The sequence below is a fragment of the Peteryoungia aggregata LMG 23059 genome (assembly GCF_030814435.1).
In the GTDB taxonomy this organism is placed as follows: Bacteria; Pseudomonadota; Alphaproteobacteria; order Rhizobiales; family Rhizobiaceae; genus Allorhizobium; species Allorhizobium aggregatum.
Genome location: NZ_JAUSUW010000008.1, coordinates 128,847 through 143,667, shown reverse-complemented (window position 1 = coordinate 143,667; position 14,821 = coordinate 128,847). Strand labels below are relative to the sequence as shown.

At 61.8% G+C, this 14,821-nt stretch carries 17 protein-coding genes; 15 read left to right on the top strand and 2 right to left on the bottom strand.

Translation table 11 applies throughout. The features are described from left to right. Window positions 1–2 precede the first annotated feature (2 nt). The 15 genes from urtD to ureG all read left to right on the top strand — a co-directional run bounded on the left by urtD (window position 3) and on the right by ureG (window position 10,482). Window positions 3–758: an urea ABC transporter ATP-binding protein UrtD gene (urtD, locus tag J2045_RS15080; RefSeq protein ID WP_185810524.1), complete on the top strand. Its 756-nt coding sequence runs from the start codon at window positions 3–5 to the stop codon at window positions 756–758. A gap of 219 nt (window positions 759–977) precedes the next feature. Beyond that, entirely contained in the window at window positions 978–1,673 is a 696-nt protein-coding gene (gene urtE / locus J2045_RS15075) for an urea ABC transporter ATP-binding subunit UrtE (RefSeq protein WP_307374183.1), read from the top strand. Between the two features lie 80 nt (window positions 1,674–1,753). Beyond that, window positions 1,754–2,575, top strand: coding sequence for an urease accessory protein UreD (locus tag J2045_RS15070; protein WP_307374181.1), 822 nt, complete (start codon window positions 1,754–1,756; stop codon window positions 2,573–2,575). A 22-nt stretch (window positions 2,576–2,597) separates the two neighbouring features. Then, the gene (locus tag J2045_RS15065) at window positions 2,598–2,900 is read left to right on the top strand and encodes an urease subunit gamma (RefSeq protein WP_006725821.1); all 303 of its coding nucleotides are present in this window, start codon (window positions 2,598–2,600) and stop codon (window positions 2,898–2,900) included. 11 nt (window positions 2,901–2,911) lie between these two features. Then, window positions 2,912–3,166, top strand: coding sequence for a DUF1272 domain-containing protein (locus J2045_RS15060; protein ID WP_166600832.1), 255 nt, complete (start codon window positions 2,912–2,914; stop codon window positions 3,164–3,166). A 20-nt stretch (window positions 3,167–3,186) separates the two neighbouring features. Next, a complete protein-coding gene (locus J2045_RS15055) occupies window positions 3,187–3,492 on the top strand; it encodes an urease subunit beta (protein ID WP_307374177.1) in 306 nt (101 codons plus the stop codon). Window positions 3,493–3,516: 24 nt separating this feature from the next. Continuing rightward, on the top strand, window positions 3,517–3,945 hold the full coding sequence (locus J2045_RS15050) for a lysozyme inhibitor LprI family protein (RefSeq protein ID WP_307374175.1): 429 nt from the start codon (window positions 3,517–3,519) through the stop codon (window positions 3,943–3,945). Window positions 3,946–3,978: 33 nt separating this feature from the next. Continuing rightward, window positions 3,979–4,608, top strand: a complete 630-nt coding sequence (locus tag J2045_RS15045) for a glycosyltransferase family 29 protein (protein ID WP_307374173.1) — start codon at window positions 3,979–3,981, stop codon at window positions 4,606–4,608. Between the two features lie 5 nt (window positions 4,609–4,613). Continuing rightward, entirely contained in the window at window positions 4,614–6,326 is a 1,713-nt protein-coding gene (ureC, locus tag J2045_RS15040) for an urease subunit alpha (RefSeq protein ID WP_307374172.1), read from the top strand. A gap of 40 nt (window positions 6,327–6,366) precedes the next feature. Next, window positions 6,367–6,771: a hypothetical protein gene (locus J2045_RS15035; RefSeq protein ID WP_307374169.1), complete on the top strand. Its 405-nt coding sequence runs from the start codon at window positions 6,367–6,369 to the stop codon at window positions 6,769–6,771. Window positions 6,772–6,897: 126 nt separating this feature from the next. Then, window positions 6,898–7,533 (top strand): TIGR02117 family protein, encoded by a 636-nt coding sequence (locus J2045_RS15030; protein ID WP_307374166.1) that lies wholly within the window; start codon window positions 6,898–6,900, stop codon window positions 7,531–7,533. A 223-nt stretch (window positions 7,534–7,756) separates the two neighbouring features. Continuing rightward, window positions 7,757–8,611 carry a GGDEF domain-containing protein gene (locus tag J2045_RS15025; RefSeq protein ID WP_307374164.1) on the top strand — a complete coding sequence of 285 codons (855 nt, stop codon included), beginning with the start codon at window positions 7,757–7,759 and terminating at the stop codon, window positions 8,609–8,611. A gap of 65 nt (window positions 8,612–8,676) precedes the next feature. Then, the gene (gene ureE, locus J2045_RS15020) at window positions 8,677–9,147 is read left to right on the top strand and encodes an urease accessory protein UreE (RefSeq protein ID WP_307374161.1); all 471 of its coding nucleotides are present in this window, start codon (window positions 8,677–8,679) and stop codon (window positions 9,145–9,147) included. After that, the gene (locus tag J2045_RS15015; protein ID WP_307374312.1) at window positions 9,140–9,826 is read left to right on the top strand and encodes an urease accessory protein UreF; all 687 of its coding nucleotides are present in this window, start codon (window positions 9,140–9,142) and stop codon (window positions 9,824–9,826) included. Before ureE ends, J2045_RS15015 begins: the two co-directional genes overlap by 8 nt. Before the next feature lie 44 nt (window positions 9,827–9,870). Next, window positions 9,871–10,482, top strand: coding sequence for an urease accessory protein UreG (gene ureG, locus J2045_RS15010; protein WP_166600983.1), 612 nt, complete (start codon window positions 9,871–9,873; stop codon window positions 10,480–10,482). Window positions 10,483–10,513: 31 nt separating this feature from the next. On the opposite strand, the gene J2045_RS15005 is transcribed toward ureG, so the two are convergent. Then, window positions 10,514–11,197 carry a Crp/Fnr family transcriptional regulator gene (locus tag J2045_RS15005; protein WP_307374311.1) on the bottom strand — a complete coding sequence of 228 codons (684 nt, stop codon included), beginning with the start codon at window positions 11,195–11,197 and terminating at the stop codon, window positions 10,514–10,516. A gap of 300 nt (window positions 11,198–11,497) precedes the next feature. Then, window positions 11,498–14,821 carry an efflux RND transporter permease subunit gene (locus J2045_RS15000; protein WP_307374158.1) on the bottom strand — a complete coding sequence of 1,108 codons (3,324 nt, stop codon included), beginning with the start codon at window positions 14,819–14,821 and terminating at the stop codon, window positions 11,498–11,500.

Genomic DNA, 14,821 nt, shown 5'->3' with positions numbered 1-14,821 from the left:
CCATGAGCGACAAGACCACGTCCAGCCTGCTCTATCTCAACGGTGTCTCCGTCTCCTTCGACGGCTTCAAGGCGCTGAATTCGCTCTCCTTCATCGTCGAACCCGGCGAGTTGCGCGCCATCATTGGCCCGAACGGCGCCGGCAAGACGACGATGATGGACATCATCACCGGCAAGACTCGGCCTGACAGCGGCGAGGTCTTCTTCGATGGCGGGAAGATCGATCTGACCAAGAAGGATGAGGCGGAAATTGCCCAGCTCGGGATCGGCCGCAAGTTCCAGAAGCCGACGGTGTTCGAAAGCCATACCGTCTGGGACAATCTGGAACTGGCGCTGAACCGCAAGCGCGGCGTCTTCGCGACGCTGTTCTACAGCCTGTCGTCCGAGGACAAGGCGCGCATCGAGGAGATCCTGGAGACGGTGCGGCTTACGCATCGCAAGGACGAGCTGGCCGCCAATCTCTCCCACGGTCAGAAGCAGTGGCTGGAGATCGGCATGCTTTTGGCGCAGGAACCGAAGCTCTTGCTGGTCGACGAGCCGGTTGCCGGCATGACCGATGCCGAGACGGCGGAGACGGCCATTCTCCTCAAGGAAATCGCCAAGACCCGCTCGGTTGTTGTCGTCGAACACGACATGGGCTTCATCCGCGATCTCGGGGTCAAGGTGACGTGTCTGGCGGAAGGGTCCGTGCTTGCGGAAGGCTCGATCGATTTCGTCTCGAATGACCAGAAGGTCATCGAGAACTATCTGGGGCGGTGATGGGATGAGCGCAGTTCTCGGGATACCCCCCTCTGCCCTGCCGGGCATCTCCCCCACAGGGGGGGAGAGCGGCGCGGGGCTGGCCGCTCGCCTCCCTGCAAGCGTTCAGATTATCGCGGGGCTGGCTGGCTGGCTCCACTCTCCCCCCTTGTGGGGGAGATGTCACGCAGTGACAGAGGGGGGTAACCCCTCGCACCAACCGAGCGAGGAACCCGCATCATGCTGACAGTCGAAAACGTCAATCTGCACTACGGCGCAGCGCAAGCCCTGCGTGGGGTCTCCATCAACGCCGAGATGGGCAAGATCACCTGCGTGCTTGGCCGCAACGGGGTCGGCAAGTCGTCGCTCTTGCGCGCCATTACCGGCCAGCATGCGGTGTCTGCCGGCACGATCACCTTCAACGGTCAAAAGCTCAACGGCATGGCGCCGTTCAACCGGGCGCGCAACGGGGTGGGTTATGTGCCGCAGGGGCGCGAGATCTTTCCGCTGTTGACCGTCAAGGAGAACCTGGAAACAGGTTACGCGCCTCTCGACCGCAAGGATCGCTATATCCCCGACGACATCTTCAGCCTGTTTCCGGTGCTTGATTCGATGTTGTCGCGGCGCGGGGGGGACCTCTCCGGTGGCCAGCAACAGCAGCTTGCGATCGGGCGCGCCATGGTGACACGGCCGAAGATCCTGGTGCTCGACGAGCCGACCGAAGGCATCCAGCCGTCGATCATCAAGGATATCGGCCGGGCGATCCGTTATCTGCGCGACACGACAGGCATGGCGATCCTCTTGGTCGAACAGTATCTCGATTTCTGCCGTGAGCTTGCCGACCATGTCTACATCATGGATCGCGGCGAGATCGTGCATGAAGGCGCAGCCGAAACGCTGGATACGCCGGAGGCACGGCGCCATCTGACCGTGTGAGCTCTGCTTGTCTCGACGCGAAAATCATGCGACGCCAGTCGTCTGACGAGTTTCATGGAGGCGGTTGAGCGGTGGATCTGATGACTGTTCCGGTCAAGGCTGGGCGTGCGCAGCGGTCGCGCGGGGTTGGTCGGCTTGTGACCAAATTCCTCGGCGGACGCACACGGATTGCCGAACTCTATCAGGAGGGCGCGGCCAAGATCCGCCTGCCGGAGAGCTTTACCGACGAGCTTGAAGCCGTGACGATCAATACGTCGGGCGGCTTGACGGGTGGCGACCAGTTCGACTGGAATTTCCGCGCCGGCCCCGGCAGCTTTTTGACCGCCACGACCCAGGCCTGCGAGAAGATCTACAAGGCGTCATCAGGCACCGGTGCGATCACCACCCGGATCGAGGTGGGCGAGGGCGCCCGGATGCACTGGCTGCCGCAGGAAAGCATTCTCTTCGACAATGCGTCGCTCACTCGCCGGCTGGAGGTCGATCTTGCCGAGGGTGCCGAGTTTCTCGCGGTCGAGGCGATCCTGCTCGGACGCAAGGCGATGGGCGAGGCGATGAACACCGGTCTCGTGCGCGACCGCTGGCGGATTCGGTGCGGCGGGCAATTGTTGCATGCCGAAGAGCTGAGGCTTGAGGGTGACGTGGCCGGTCTCGTCGCCTCCCGGGCGGTGCTTGCAGGTCGCGTGGCCTTCGCCACACTGATCCTCGTCAGTCCCCGCGCCGAAGCGCTCGTTCGCCCAATTCGTGAGCAGATCGGTGAAGAAATGGGCGGCGTAAGTCATTGGCAAGGCAAGCTTGTTGCCCGTGTGGCCGCCCCTGACGGCTTTGCCTTGAGAAAAATCCTGTTGCCCGTCATTTCGGCCTTGCGCGGGGGCGCGTCTGTGCCAAAAGTCTGGAATCTCTGACGAACACGCCATTGGAGCACGCATGAATCTGACGCCGCGGGAAAAGGACAAACTGCTGATCGCGATGGCGGCCATGGTCGCCCGGCGGCGGCTCGAACGGGGCGTGAAGCTCAACTATCCGGAAGCGATTGCACTGATCACCGACTTCGTCGTCGAAGGTGCGCGCGACGGGCGGGCCGTGGCCGATCTCATGGAGGCGGGTGCGCATGTGATTACCCGCGACCAGGTGATGGAAGGCATTGCCGAGATGATCCACGACGTGCAGATCGAGGCGACCTTCCCCGATGGCACGAAGCTTGTCACCGTGCACGAACCCATTCGCTGAGGACTGAGATCATGGCGCTGGAGCTTCGACCGAACTGCGAGTGCTGCGACAAGGACCTGCCGCCGGAGAGCCTGGCGATGATCTGCAGCTTCGAATGCACCTATTGCGCCGATTGTGCTGAGACCACGCTTGCCGGCCTGTGCCCGAATTGCGGCGGTGAACTTGTGCGCCGGCCGGTGCGGCCTGCCGCCAAGCTGGTCAACAATCCGGCGTCCACCAAACGTATCCTGAAAGCCGAGGGCTGCCAGCCTTCGCGCGCTGCCTGAACCTGTTGAAGGAGAGATCGATGATCCCCGGTCAAATCATTGCCGCTCCAGGCGAAATAGAGCTGAATGCCGGCCATCCGACCGTCACGATCGAGGTGTCGAACAGCGGCGACCGCCCGGTGCAGGTCGGCAGCCACTACCATTTCTTCGAGACCAATGCCGGGCTGATTTTCGAGCGTGAAAAGACGCGCGGCATGCGGCTCGATATTCCGGCGGGCACGGCCGTGCGTTTTGAACCTGGCCAGACTCGGCAGGTGACGCTGATCCCGCTGTCGGGCAAGCGCGAGGTCTATGGTTTCCGCCAGCAGGTGATGGGCAGTCTCTGATATGGGCGAGGCGGGGGCTTGGTCATGGGGCGAGCGATGAACTGGAGCGTGATCCTGATGGTTTGCGGTTGCGTATTGCTGCAAGACGCGCCGGCCTCGGGTGAGGACGTGCGGGACGTCGATTGCAACAATGCCCAGACCCAGGCCGACATGAACCAGTGTGCGGCCGAGGACTATCGAAAAGCCGATGCCGCGATGAATGCCCAATGGGCCGAGACGCGCGCCGCCATGCTTGAATGGGACAAGGCGTCGCCACCCTCAGGCGATAATGGGGCAGCCAAGCGGCTTCTGGCTTCGCAACGTGCCTGGCTCGCCTATCGCGACGCGGCCTGCGATGTCGAAGGTTACTCGGTTGAAGGTGGTTCCATGCAGCCGTTGATGGTTTCATCCTGCCTGGCGGAGCTGACGAAGCGCCGCACCGAGGATCTGAAATCGCTGGTCGGGCTCTACTGAGGGTGTGACGCGATGGCTCGGGCTGGACAGATCATGATTGTGGGCAATGGACCTGTCGATGAGGGGGCCGCGCCCCTTATCGACTCCGCCGACCTCGTCATCCGCTTCAACGGCAGCCGCAACTTCGGTGGGGCCGGCCGCAAGACCGATATCATCGCCGTCTGCAATACCGGGCGCCCGGGTGCCACGATGCTGGCCGATCCGGCCTGGCGCGACAGCGAGGCGGTGAACCGCACCGCAGAAATCTGGTCGGTGCGCGACCCTGACAAATTCGCTGAATTGAAGCCGCAGCTGGCGATCACGCATCCCGAGCTCGACGATTTCTGCGACGACTATACCGACGGTTTTGAGGCCTTCGCGACGGCCAAAGGCAAGCAGCACCGGATCATCAATCGAGACATCCACGAAGCACTCGACGCGGCATTGGTGGCCCTAGATGCAGAACCGTATGTCGTGCCCTCCAGTGGCATGGTGGTCATCCAGGCGCTGCTTTCTGACCCTCACCATGCCGAGGATACCCTCATCCTCGCCGGCTTCGGCCACAGCGGCTGGGACGGACATCCCTTTGACGCCGAGCGCCGGCTGGTCGACCGTTACATAACCAGCGGCCGCGTGATGCGGCTACAACCCCTCTTTGCTTCCTCCCTCGCCCAAGGAACCTGACGCCCATGTCCTACAAGATGTCCCGCGCCGCCTATGCTTCGATGTTCGGTCCGACCACGGGCGACAAGGTGCGTCTTGCAGATACGGAGCTGTTCATCGAGGTGGAGAAGGATTTCACCACCTATGGCGAAGAGGTGAAGTTCGGCGGCGGCAAGGTCATCCGCGACGGCATGGGCCAGAGCCAGGTGACGCGCGCAAACGGCGCTGTGGACACCGTCATCACCAATGCGCTGATCCTTGACCACTGGGGCATCGTTAAAGCCGATATCGGCCTCAAGGACGGTCGCATCGTTGCGATCGGCAAGGCCGGTAATCCGGATACGCAACCCAACGTCAACATCATCGTCGGTCCGGGCACGGAGGCGGTTGCCGGCGAGGGTAAGATCGTCACCGCCGGTGGCATGGATGCGCATATCCACTTCATCTGCCCGCAGCAGATCGAGGAAGCGCTGATGTCCGGCCTCACCTGCATGCTGGGCGGTGGCACGGGGCCGGCGCATGGCACGCTCGCTACGACCTGCACGCCCGGCCCCTGGCATATCGCGCGGATGATCGAGGCGGCGGATGCCTTTCCGATGAACCTTGCTTTTGCCGGCAAGGGCAATGCCTCTCTGCCCGGCGCGCTCGAGGAAATGGTCCTGGGCGGTGCGACCTCGCTCAAGCTGCATGAGGACTGGGGCACGACGCCCGGCGCCATCGACTGCTGCCTTTCGGTCGCCGATCAGTATGACGTGCAGGTGATGATCCATACCGACACGCTGAACGAAAGCGGCTTCGTCGAGGATACCGTCAACGCCATCCGTGGCCGCACGATCCATGCTTTCCACACCGAGGGCGCGGGCGGTGGCCACGCACCTGATATCATCAAGATCTGCGGCCAGATGAATGTCATCCCGTCGTCGACCAATCCGACCCGGCCCTACACCGTCAACACGGTTGCCGAGCACCTGGACATGCTGATGGTCTGCCATCACCTGTCCTCGTCGATCCCGGAAGACATCGCCTTTGCCGAGAGCCGCATCCGCAAGGAAACCATCGCGGCGGAAGACATCCTGCACGATATCGGTGCCTTCTCGATCATCTCGTCGGACAGCCAGGCCATGGGCCGCGTCGGCGAAGTCATCATCCGCACCTGGCAGACGGCGGACAAGATGAAGCGCCAGCGCGGTGCGCTGCCGTCCGAGACGGGCGATAACGACAATATGCGCGCCAAGCGTTATATCGCGAAATACACGATCAACCCGGCGATCGCCCATGGGGTGTCCCATGAGATCGGATCGGTCGAAGTCGGCAAGCGCGCCGATCTTGTCATCTGGAACCCGGCTTTCTTCGGCGTCAAGCCTGACATGATCCTGATGGGGGGCATGATTGCCGCCGCGCCGATGGGCGATCCGAACGCCTCGATCCCGACGCCGCAGCCGGTGCATTATCGTCCGATGTTCGGTGCCTATGGCAAGGCGCGCACCAATACCTCCGTCACCTTCGTCAGCCAGGCGGCGCTCGATGCCGGTCTCGCCAATCGCCTCGGCATTGCCAAGCAGCTGGTGGCGGTCAAGAACACCCGTGGCGGCATTTCGAAAAAGTCGATGATCCACAACGACTTGACGCCGCATGTGGAAGTGGATCCGGAAACCTACGAAGTGCGCGCAGATGGTGAGCTTCTGACCTGCGAGCCGGCGACCAAGCTGCCGATGGCGCAGCGGTATTTCCTGTTCTGAGTGTGATCTTGTTCACTTTTATGGAAGATGAGGGGTTGGTTTGAGCCAAGATGACAGGATAGCGCGCTTAGAAGCTGCCTCGCTGGAGGCTGCTACTAATGGACTAAAGGCACTTCTTCTACTCAATGGAGGTGCCAGCATAGCCATACTCGCGTTTTTGGCTCAAGCACTCGGAAAAGATGGGGTCGCATCAGAGTATTCTCTTCTCGTGCAAGAGATGGTGCGCTCTCTTGCACTGTTCGCCGCTGGTGCTGGAGTGGCAGTTCTCGCGATGTTTTTCGCTTACTACTCCAATCAGAGTTATGCTGCTTCTTTGATGGCTCCGGAAAAAGTAGGTTGGAAAAGAGGAGCACTGCTCAACGTTGGCGGTGGTGCCATAGCAGCAATATCACTGGTCTTGTTCTGGGTAGGTGTTTATCGCATTTGGGTCGCGGCAGACTATTAAACAAAAAGATCTGAACCTCTAAATTTTAATCCTTGGTCGGTGCGTAGAAGCCGCCTTAGCTCAGTTGGAGATGTTTTGAGAGGTGTTGTTCACCGAACGGCATTTTTAGGCCTTCTCGCTATCTTCATGCTCATCCTCTGCACGCTCTTGCCACGCCCGTTCTCCTCTTCATTTGGTGGCGATGGCAAGCCGCCAACCCGCGAAATCCTGCTGCTCGCCAATCCGATCCATACCGATATCGCGCTGCCGGTTGATGACCACGTGCGGGCGGCCTTTGCCGACCTCATTCCATCGGGCCTGCCGGTCGATATGCCCGGCGTCGAGTATCTGATCATCGGCTGGGGCGGGCGGTCCTTTTATATCGAGACGCCGACCTGGAGTGACATCCGGCCGCTGCCGGTGTTGAAGGCGCTGACCATCGATCGATCCGTGCTGCATGTCTCGATTGCCGGAGCGATCGACGAGAGTCACCCTTCTGTACGGCCTCTCATGATCTCGCAGGAGGGGCGCAGCCGGATGATCGCGGCGATCCGCGAGAGCTTTGTCCGCGATGGTGGTCTGCCAGTGCCCATTCCCGGCGCCGCCTATGGGGCGGACGATGCCTTCTTTGAGGCGAACGGCGCCTTCAACGCCTTTGTCGGCTGCAATACCTGGACTGCGGCCGTGCTGCGGGCCGGGGGCGTGCGCACCGGATGGTGGACGCCGCTGCCGCAACTCCTCGACCTTTCCGTGGATCTGCACAACAGCGGTCGAGGACGCTGAAAAGGCCTCCACTGCATTGCGATTGTCATCCGCCAGGCTGCGGTGCAATGCCAGACTTTAGTCGGGTGTGCCTGCGATCCCGTTTCATTTCAGGGTTGTGATTTCGGCCTTTTTAGGTTGTTCTTCCTGCATCTGCATGATGCATCGCATTTGAATGATTCCATTAGGGATTAGGGAAGCCGTGCTGCCTAATCCATGAAGCATGTTCATGAAGGAGCAGGCGGTGATTCGCATCGGAAAGTGGCTTTGGCAGCCTATCGATCTCGGCGGGCTGGAAAACCCAGGTGGGATCCTTAGCTTCGCGCTTGCGGTGAGCTTTCGATCGATCATCCTTACCAGTGTCGCCGGTCTCGGCTCGTTGCCGGTGCTCTACGGACTGCGCATCCTCGCATTGCCGGTCGATCAGATGATCAGGCTCACGGTCGTGTTCTCCTGGATGTTCGGTGGGGTCCTTTCCGGTGTACTCGCCTTCATTGTTGGTCATGTCATCCGGGATCTGTCGCGCTCCCGGGCCGAGTTCGAGCGGCTGAGCCGAACTGACAGCCTGTCCGGGCTCGCCAATCGACGTGCCTTCAACGACGCCTTCACCCGGATCGACGGCGAGGCCTCGCTGGCGATCATCGATATCGACCGCTTCAAGCTGATCAACGATCGTTTGGGCCACCAGGCCGGCGATCAGGTTCTTCAGGCGATTGCCGCCGTGTTGCGTCGCGTGTTCGGTGAGGCGCATCTCGTGGCGAGGCTTGGCGGGGAGGAATTCGGCGTCATCCTGAAGGGTGGCAGCTGGGAACAGCGGCTGGTGCAGGTCGAACTGGCACGGCGCTGCGTGGCTGCGGAAGCGATCACGTTCGACGATGTCGAACTCTCGGTGACGATCTCCGTGGGAGTGGCTGAGTTCCAGCGCGGCTTTCGCGCCGAAAGCGTCTATGCCGCTGCCGACCAGGCCCTTTATGTTGCAAAGGGCAACGGTCGCGACCGGGTGATCCACGAGCGGACCCTCTGCCAGCCCAAGCCGGATTACGAACATGAGGTGGGGGACGATGCCCGGCTTTTTGGTGTGTCCAGCCTGCGTGGCTGAAGAACGATCTTGCCGCCTGCCTTATTCCTGTGCATGGTTCAAAAAACAGCCATGTCGGAGTTTTCATGCAGCGTGCGACGTCTTTCAAACCTGCCGGTTCCATTGCGGATGCGCCGGAAGGGACCGTTGTTCTTCCCCATGATGGTCGTCACCTGAGACGCAAGCTGCTGCATCTCGACAATGGCGAAATGGTCATGCTCGACCTCAAGGAGCCCGTGCTCTTTCACCATGGGGACAGGTTGGTGCTCGACGACGGCACGACGATCGAGATCCAGGCAGCGGAGGAGCGACTGTTCGAGATTCGCCCGCGTGATACCCTGCATCTCATCGAACTCGCCTGGCACCTCGGCAACCGCCACCTGGCGGCTCAGATCGAGACTGATCGCATCCTGATCCAGCGCGATCACGTCATTCGCGACATGCTGTCCGGCCTGGGAGCTACGGTGACCGAGGTGATCGAGCCGTTCCAGCCGGTGCGCGGCGCCTATCATGGCCACGGCAGCCACGGAACCGAACATGGTCATGGCCATGACTGATACCGCTGCCGAGGGATTTCAGGAGCGGCAGGCACTGCTCCGGTTGATGGCCTGGCTGTCGCCGGCCTTCCCGGTCGGCGGGTTCTCCTATTCGGCAGGCCTGGAAAGCGCTGTAACGGAGGGGCATCTCAGGGATGGCGACGCTCTCGAGGCGTGGCTCGGTGTTGTGCTGAGCGATGGCGGTCTGCGCAATGACGCGATCCTGCTGTGCGAGGCACACCGCCTGCAGCAGGATGGGCAACCGCTCGAGGACCTGCTTTCCCTTGCTGCGGCGCTTGCAGGTTCTGCCGAAAGGTACGGAGAAATTACCCGGCTGGGCGAGGCTTTCGTCAAGGCCGCCGCTGCCTGGCCGCATCCTGTAATCCGGCACCTGACGGGAACCGTGACCTACAGCGTCGCCGTTGGCGCCGTGGCTGCTGCGCACGGCGTGAAGAGAGCAGATGCAGTCGCGGCCTTCCTGCATGCGCAGGTCTCACACTATGTCTCGGTGGCGATCCGTCTCGGCGTGATCGGCCAGACGCGGGGGCTGGCGATCGTAGCGGCGGCAGAGACGCCCATCCTAGCTGCCGCTGCAGAGTTGTGTCGCCTCAGTCTCGACGATCTCGGCTCGGCAACCATTATCGCGGATACGCTCAGCCTGCGTCACGAGATTCAGTATTCACGCCTATTCCAATCCTAGCTCATCCCGTCCCGGATCGCCGGGCGGCCAACAGGACGAACATGATGAAATCGAAGAATGGTCCCCTTCGCGTCGGTATCGGTGGACCGGTCGGCTCCGGCAAGACGGCGCTCACGGAGAAACTCTGCAAGGCCATGCGCGACGAATATTCCGTCGCCGTTGTCACCAACGATATTTATACGCGCGAGGATGCCGATGCGTTGATCCGCATGCAGGCCCTGAGCTCTGACCGCGTCGTGGGCGTGGAAACCGGCGGCTGTCCGCACACCGCGATCCGGGAAGATGCCTCGATCAACCTCAAGGCGATCGCCGATCTCAATGCCCGGATCCCGGATCTCGATGTCGTCTTCATCGAATCGGGTGGCGACAATCTTGCCGCGACCTTCTCGCCGGATCTCGCCGATATCACGCTCTATGTGATCTCGGTCTGCCAGGGCGAGGAAATTCCGCGCAAGGGCGGGCCGGGCATCACGCGATCCGATCTCCTGATCATCAACAAGACGGATCTCGCACCGCATGTCGGCGTGGATCTCGACGTGATGGAGCGGGATGCCGGTCGGATGCGGTCCGAGCGGCCCTTCGTCTTCACAGACCTCAAGCGCGGGGCGGGCGTCGACCGGATCGTCAGCTTCCTGCAACAGAGCGGGGGCCTCTGAGCAGGAGCGCCGGACTAGATGTCAGCCGCGCTCAGATCTGCCTGAGGGCGTTGACGTCGGTGATCTGGATCGTGCGGCCACGTACGGTGACGCCAGCGCGGCGCAATGATGAGAAGGCGCGCGACAGGGCTTCGGGCGCCAGCCCCAGCTTGCCTGCGAGCAGGCTCTTCTGGAAGGGCAGGCGGATAGAAGCCGGGCCGCCTTCCGTCTGGCAATGGGTCAGCAGATAATGCGCGACCCGCTGCGGTGCCGTTTGCAGGCGATCGTTGGCGATGCAGTCCATGGTGGTGCGCAGGTGATCCGACAGGCAGCGGATGATCGCCTTGGCGATGTCCTTTTCCTGTTCCGCCAGGGTACGCACGCGCTGCAGGTCGAAACGGGCAAGCGTCACGCTCTCTGCCGCCTGCGCGTTGTACAGATACTTGTCGCCTGCCGCGAGAAGGCATTCCGAGAATGTGTCGCCCGGGCCGCAGATGCGAATGTCGGCTTCGCGACCATCCTTGTTCAGGCGGTAGAGGCGGACATAGCCGCTCAGGACGCTGTAGAAGCAGTCCGCCGGCTCACCTTCGCGAAACAGTACGTCGCGCGCCTCGTAGTTGGAGATGTTGGCGATCTCCATCATCGAGGCCATGGCTGTCGGACCGAGCTGGGACAAGAAAGACGTTCGCAAAAGCGTGTTCTTGTCGCGGATGTTCAGTCTCAGGATCTTGTTCACGGTCTTCACGGCTCCCCATCCATCATCTGGCGATCGGGCATGCTTCGCTGCGATCGTCGCACCAGTTGACCGTCCGTCCTGCCAAGCCCTGGCTGCGTCGGATCAGCGCGTTTCCTGCAGGTCCAGGTAATTGTGCCCTTTCCAGTTCGCTCACAATATCGCGAGGTGAGGAAGTTCGGATTGATTTCGATCAACCGACCCAACGGCAAATCAGACTTTCCTAAACTGATATCGATGGGGCGGGCCAAACGACAAGAGGCCGGGCAGTGCGCCCGGCCTCTTGTCGTTGCGTTTCGTGTCTTACTCCGCCGCCAGTGGCGGCAGATTCACGACATTGCTGTTGCCTTCGCTCTTGCGCATAACCGGCTGCGTCCGTTCGACGGCGGCGACACGCTTGTCGATCGCTTCGAGCGCCTGAACGTTCTGGCGGGCGAGGAAGGACAGGACTTCCGGAGTCAGAGGCTCTTCCTCTTCTTCCTTCTTGCCGACGAAGCGACTGAAGACCCAGCCGAGCAGGCGTGAGAGGTCGTCGAGGATCAGGAAGAAGGCCGGAACGACCACAAGGCTCAGCACCGTCGAGACGATGATGCCACCGATCACGGCAATTGCCATCGGTGCGCGGAAGGAGCCGCCTTCGCCGACACCGAGTGCCGACGGCAGCATGCCGGCCGACATGGCGATCGACGTCATGATGATCGGACGGGCGCGCTTGCGACCGGCTTCGACCATGGCTTCGAGGCGATCCATGCCCTGGCGGCGCATCTCGATGGCGAAGTCGACCAGTAGGATGGCGTTCTTCGTCACGATGCCCATCAGCATCAGGATGCCGATCAGAACCGGCATGGACAGCGCGTTGTTCGTCAGGATCAACGCGAGCGCGACGCCGCCGATCGCGAGCGGCAGAGAGAAGAGAATGGTGAAGGGCTGGATCACGTCCTTGAAGAGCAGGATCAGCACCGTCAGCACCAGGAGCAGGCCTAGGATCATCGCATTGACGAAGCTCTGCTGCATCTCTGCCTGGATCTTGGCGTCGCCACTTTCGGCGAGGCGGACGCTGGCCGGTATATCGGCATTCGTCACGGTGTCGCGGAAGGCGTTGGTCGCGGTGTCGAGGGCTACCCCCTGCGGAAGGCCTGCGCCGATCGAAACCACCCGGTTGCGATCGTTGCGCTTGATGGAGGAAACCCCCTCGGCATAGTCGATATCGGCCACGCTGGAGAGCGGCACAGTCGCCCCACTTGCCGTGCGGATCTTGAGCGCCCGGATGGCCGCCAGATCGGTACGGAAGTCGAGCGAGGCCTGGACCCGGATTGGGATCTGCCGGTTGTCGAGCGAGATCTTCGGCAGGGCGGCATCGACGTCGCCGATGGTGGCAACACGAACCGTCTGAGCGATCTGCTGCGCCGTGATGCCAAGGCGTGCCGCTTCGTCCGCCCGCGGGCGGATCTGAAGTTCAGGACGGGGCAGGGCGCCATCGGCGCTGACATTGGCGAGTTCCGGCACCTGACGCAGTTCGGCTTCGAGAATGCCGACAGCCTTGTTCAGGTCCTCCTCGTTCTTGGAGAGGAAGTTGAAGGTGATGTCGCGTTCACCGCGGTCGTTGAGCTTGGTGACACGGATGTCCGGGATTGATGCGAGCTTGGCGAATACCTCTTCCTCGACATCCCATTGTGGTCGGGTACGGCCGTTTTCCGGAAGCTTCGGCAGGTATTGGCCGATCAGGGGCAGGCCGCCGAGACCCTTGTTGACGAGGGTCTTGGCAAGCGAATGCTCGATGCGATCGAGGTTCATCGTGACGCTGGCACGGCGCAGTTCCAGGTCGCCGCGCGGCGAGGAGCCGCCGAGAATGAAGATGCTGGCGACGTCAGGAGTATCCTGGATCGCAGCGTAGATCTCGTCTGTCTTGCGCTCCGTCTCGGCGAGTGTCGCGTTCGGCGGCAATTCGACCGAGAGCACGATGCGGCCTGCATCTTCCGGCGGGATGAAGCTGCCGGGAACGCCGGCGAGCAGGATGATCGAGCCGACCAGAAACGCAATCGCACCGACGAGGGTGCCGAGCCGCGAATACCAGCGCCGCGTGGTCCCGCGGACGATGCGGGTGTAGAATTTCAGCGGCAGGCTGTCGTTGTCGTGATGGTCGTCCATCGCGTCTTCCGCCCGCATCAGGTAGGCGGCCATCATCGGGGTGATGAGGCGGGCCACAAGCAGCGAGAAGAAGACGGAGAAGGCGACCGTCAGGCCGAACTGGATGAAATACTGACCCGGAATGCCGGGCATGAAGGAGACGGGTACGAAGACCGCGATGATGGTGAAGGTCGTCGCAATGACGGCCAGCCCGATTTCGTCGGCTGCCTCGATCGCCGCCCGGTAAGGCGTTTTGCCCATCTTGATATGGCGGGCAATGTTTTCCACCTCGACGATCGCGTCGTCGACGAGAATACCGGTCGCGAGCGTGAGCGCCAAGAAGCTCACGAGATTGAGCGAGAAGCCCATCATGTCCATCACCCAAAAGGTGGGGATGGCAGACAGGGGCAGGGCGACGGCGGAGATCAGCGTGGCCCGCCAGTTGCGCAGGAACAGAAGAACCACGATAACCGCCAGGATCGCGCCTTCGATCAGCGTGTGCATGGCGGCTTCGTAGTTGCCGTAGGTGAAATAGACCGAGTCGTCGATCATCTCGATCTGGACGGTGGGGTTCTCGGCCCTGACTTCGGCAAGACTTTCGGCCACGGTCTCTGCGACGGTGACCTCGCTCGCGCCCTTGGCGCGGAAGACGGCGAAGGAGACGACCGGCTTGCCGTCATGGCGCGCGAAAGACCGTGGCTCTTCGTAACTGTCAACGACCCGGCCAAGGTCGGACACCTTGACGAAGCGGCCGCCGGGAAGGGCGATCGATGTGTTCGCCAGGCTTTCAACGTCCCGGTTGTCGCCGAGCGTGCGGATCGACTGTTCGGCGCCGGCCACCTGGCCGCGGCCCGAGCCGAGGTCGACATTGGTGCCCTTGAGCTGGCTCGAAATATCCGACGCAGTCACGCCCAAGGCATCCAGTCGATTGGGGTCGAGTTCAATGCGCACTTCACGATCCGCACCGCCGTAACGGTCGACGCGACCGATGCCGGGCTGGCCCTGCAGGGCGCGCTTGACGGTGTCGTCGACGAACCAGGACAGTTCGGCGAGGTTCATGTTGGGCGAGGAGACCGCGAAGCTCTGGATCGCCTGGCCTTCGACGTCGATCTTGGTAACGATCGGCTCGTCGACGGAGGCAGGCAGATCGCCGCGGATCTGGTCGATTGCATCCTTGACGTCCTGCACCGCCTGTTCGGTCGGTACTTCCATCCGGAACATGACGACTGTCTGGGACTGGCCATCTGTTACGGTGGAATTGATTTCGTCGACGCCGGTGATCGAGGCCACCGCGTCTTCGACTTCTTTCGTTACCTGGCTTTCGAGTTCAGCCGGGGAGGCGCCGCTCTGGCCGACGGTGATTGCCACCAGCGGAACGTCGATATTCGGGAAGCGGGTGATCGGCAGGGCAATGAAGGACTGGATGCCGACGACCATCAGCAGGAAAAACGCCAGAATCGGCGCGATCGGATTGCGTATGGACCATGCGGAGAAGTTCAT

Excerpts from the sequence above, each read along its gene's own strand:
- J2045_RS15045 (WP_307374173.1), top strand. The coding sequence starts at position 3,979 with ATGATTGTGGGCAATGGACCTGTCGATGAGGGGGCCGCGCCCCTTATC.
- J2045_RS15015 (WP_307374312.1), top strand. The coding sequence starts at position 9,140 with ATGACTGATACCGCTGCCGAGGGATTTCAGGAGCGGCAGGCACTGCTC.
- J2045_RS15070 (WP_307374181.1), top strand. The coding sequence starts at position 1,754 with ATGACTGTTCCGGTCAAGGCTGGGCGTGCGCAGCGGTCGCGCGGGGTT.
- urtD (WP_185810524.1), top strand. The coding sequence starts at position 3 with ATGAGCGACAAGACCACGTCCAGCCTGCTCTATCTCAACGGTGTCTCC.
- J2045_RS15065 (WP_006725821.1), top strand. The coding sequence starts at position 2,598 with ATGAATCTGACGCCGCGGGAAAAGGACAAACTGCTGATCGCGATGGCG.
- J2045_RS15000 (WP_307374158.1), bottom strand. The coding sequence starts at position 14,821 with ATGAACTTCTCCGCATGGTCCATACGCAATCCGATCGCGCCGATTCTG.
- J2045_RS15055 (WP_307374177.1), top strand. The coding sequence starts at position 3,187 with ATGATCCCCGGTCAAATCATTGCCGCTCCAGGCGAAATAGAGCTGAAT.
- J2045_RS15050 (WP_307374175.1), top strand. The coding sequence starts at position 3,517 with ATGGGGCGAGCGATGAACTGGAGCGTGATCCTGATGGTTTGCGGTTGC.
- J2045_RS15060 (WP_166600832.1), top strand. The coding sequence starts at position 2,912 with ATGGCGCTGGAGCTTCGACCGAACTGCGAGTGCTGCGACAAGGACCTG.
- urtE (WP_307374183.1), top strand. The coding sequence starts at position 978 with ATGCTGACAGTCGAAAACGTCAATCTGCACTACGGCGCAGCGCAAGCC.
- ureG (WP_166600983.1), top strand. The coding sequence starts at position 9,871 with ATGAAATCGAAGAATGGTCCCCTTCGCGTCGGTATCGGTGGACCGGTC.
- ureC (WP_307374172.1), top strand. The coding sequence starts at position 4,614 with ATGTCCTACAAGATGTCCCGCGCCGCCTATGCTTCGATGTTCGGTCCG.
- ureE (WP_307374161.1), top strand. The coding sequence starts at position 8,677 with ATGCAGCGTGCGACGTCTTTCAAACCTGCCGGTTCCATTGCGGATGCG.
- J2045_RS15030 (WP_307374166.1), top strand. The coding sequence starts at position 6,898 with ATGCTCATCCTCTGCACGCTCTTGCCACGCCCGTTCTCCTCTTCATTT.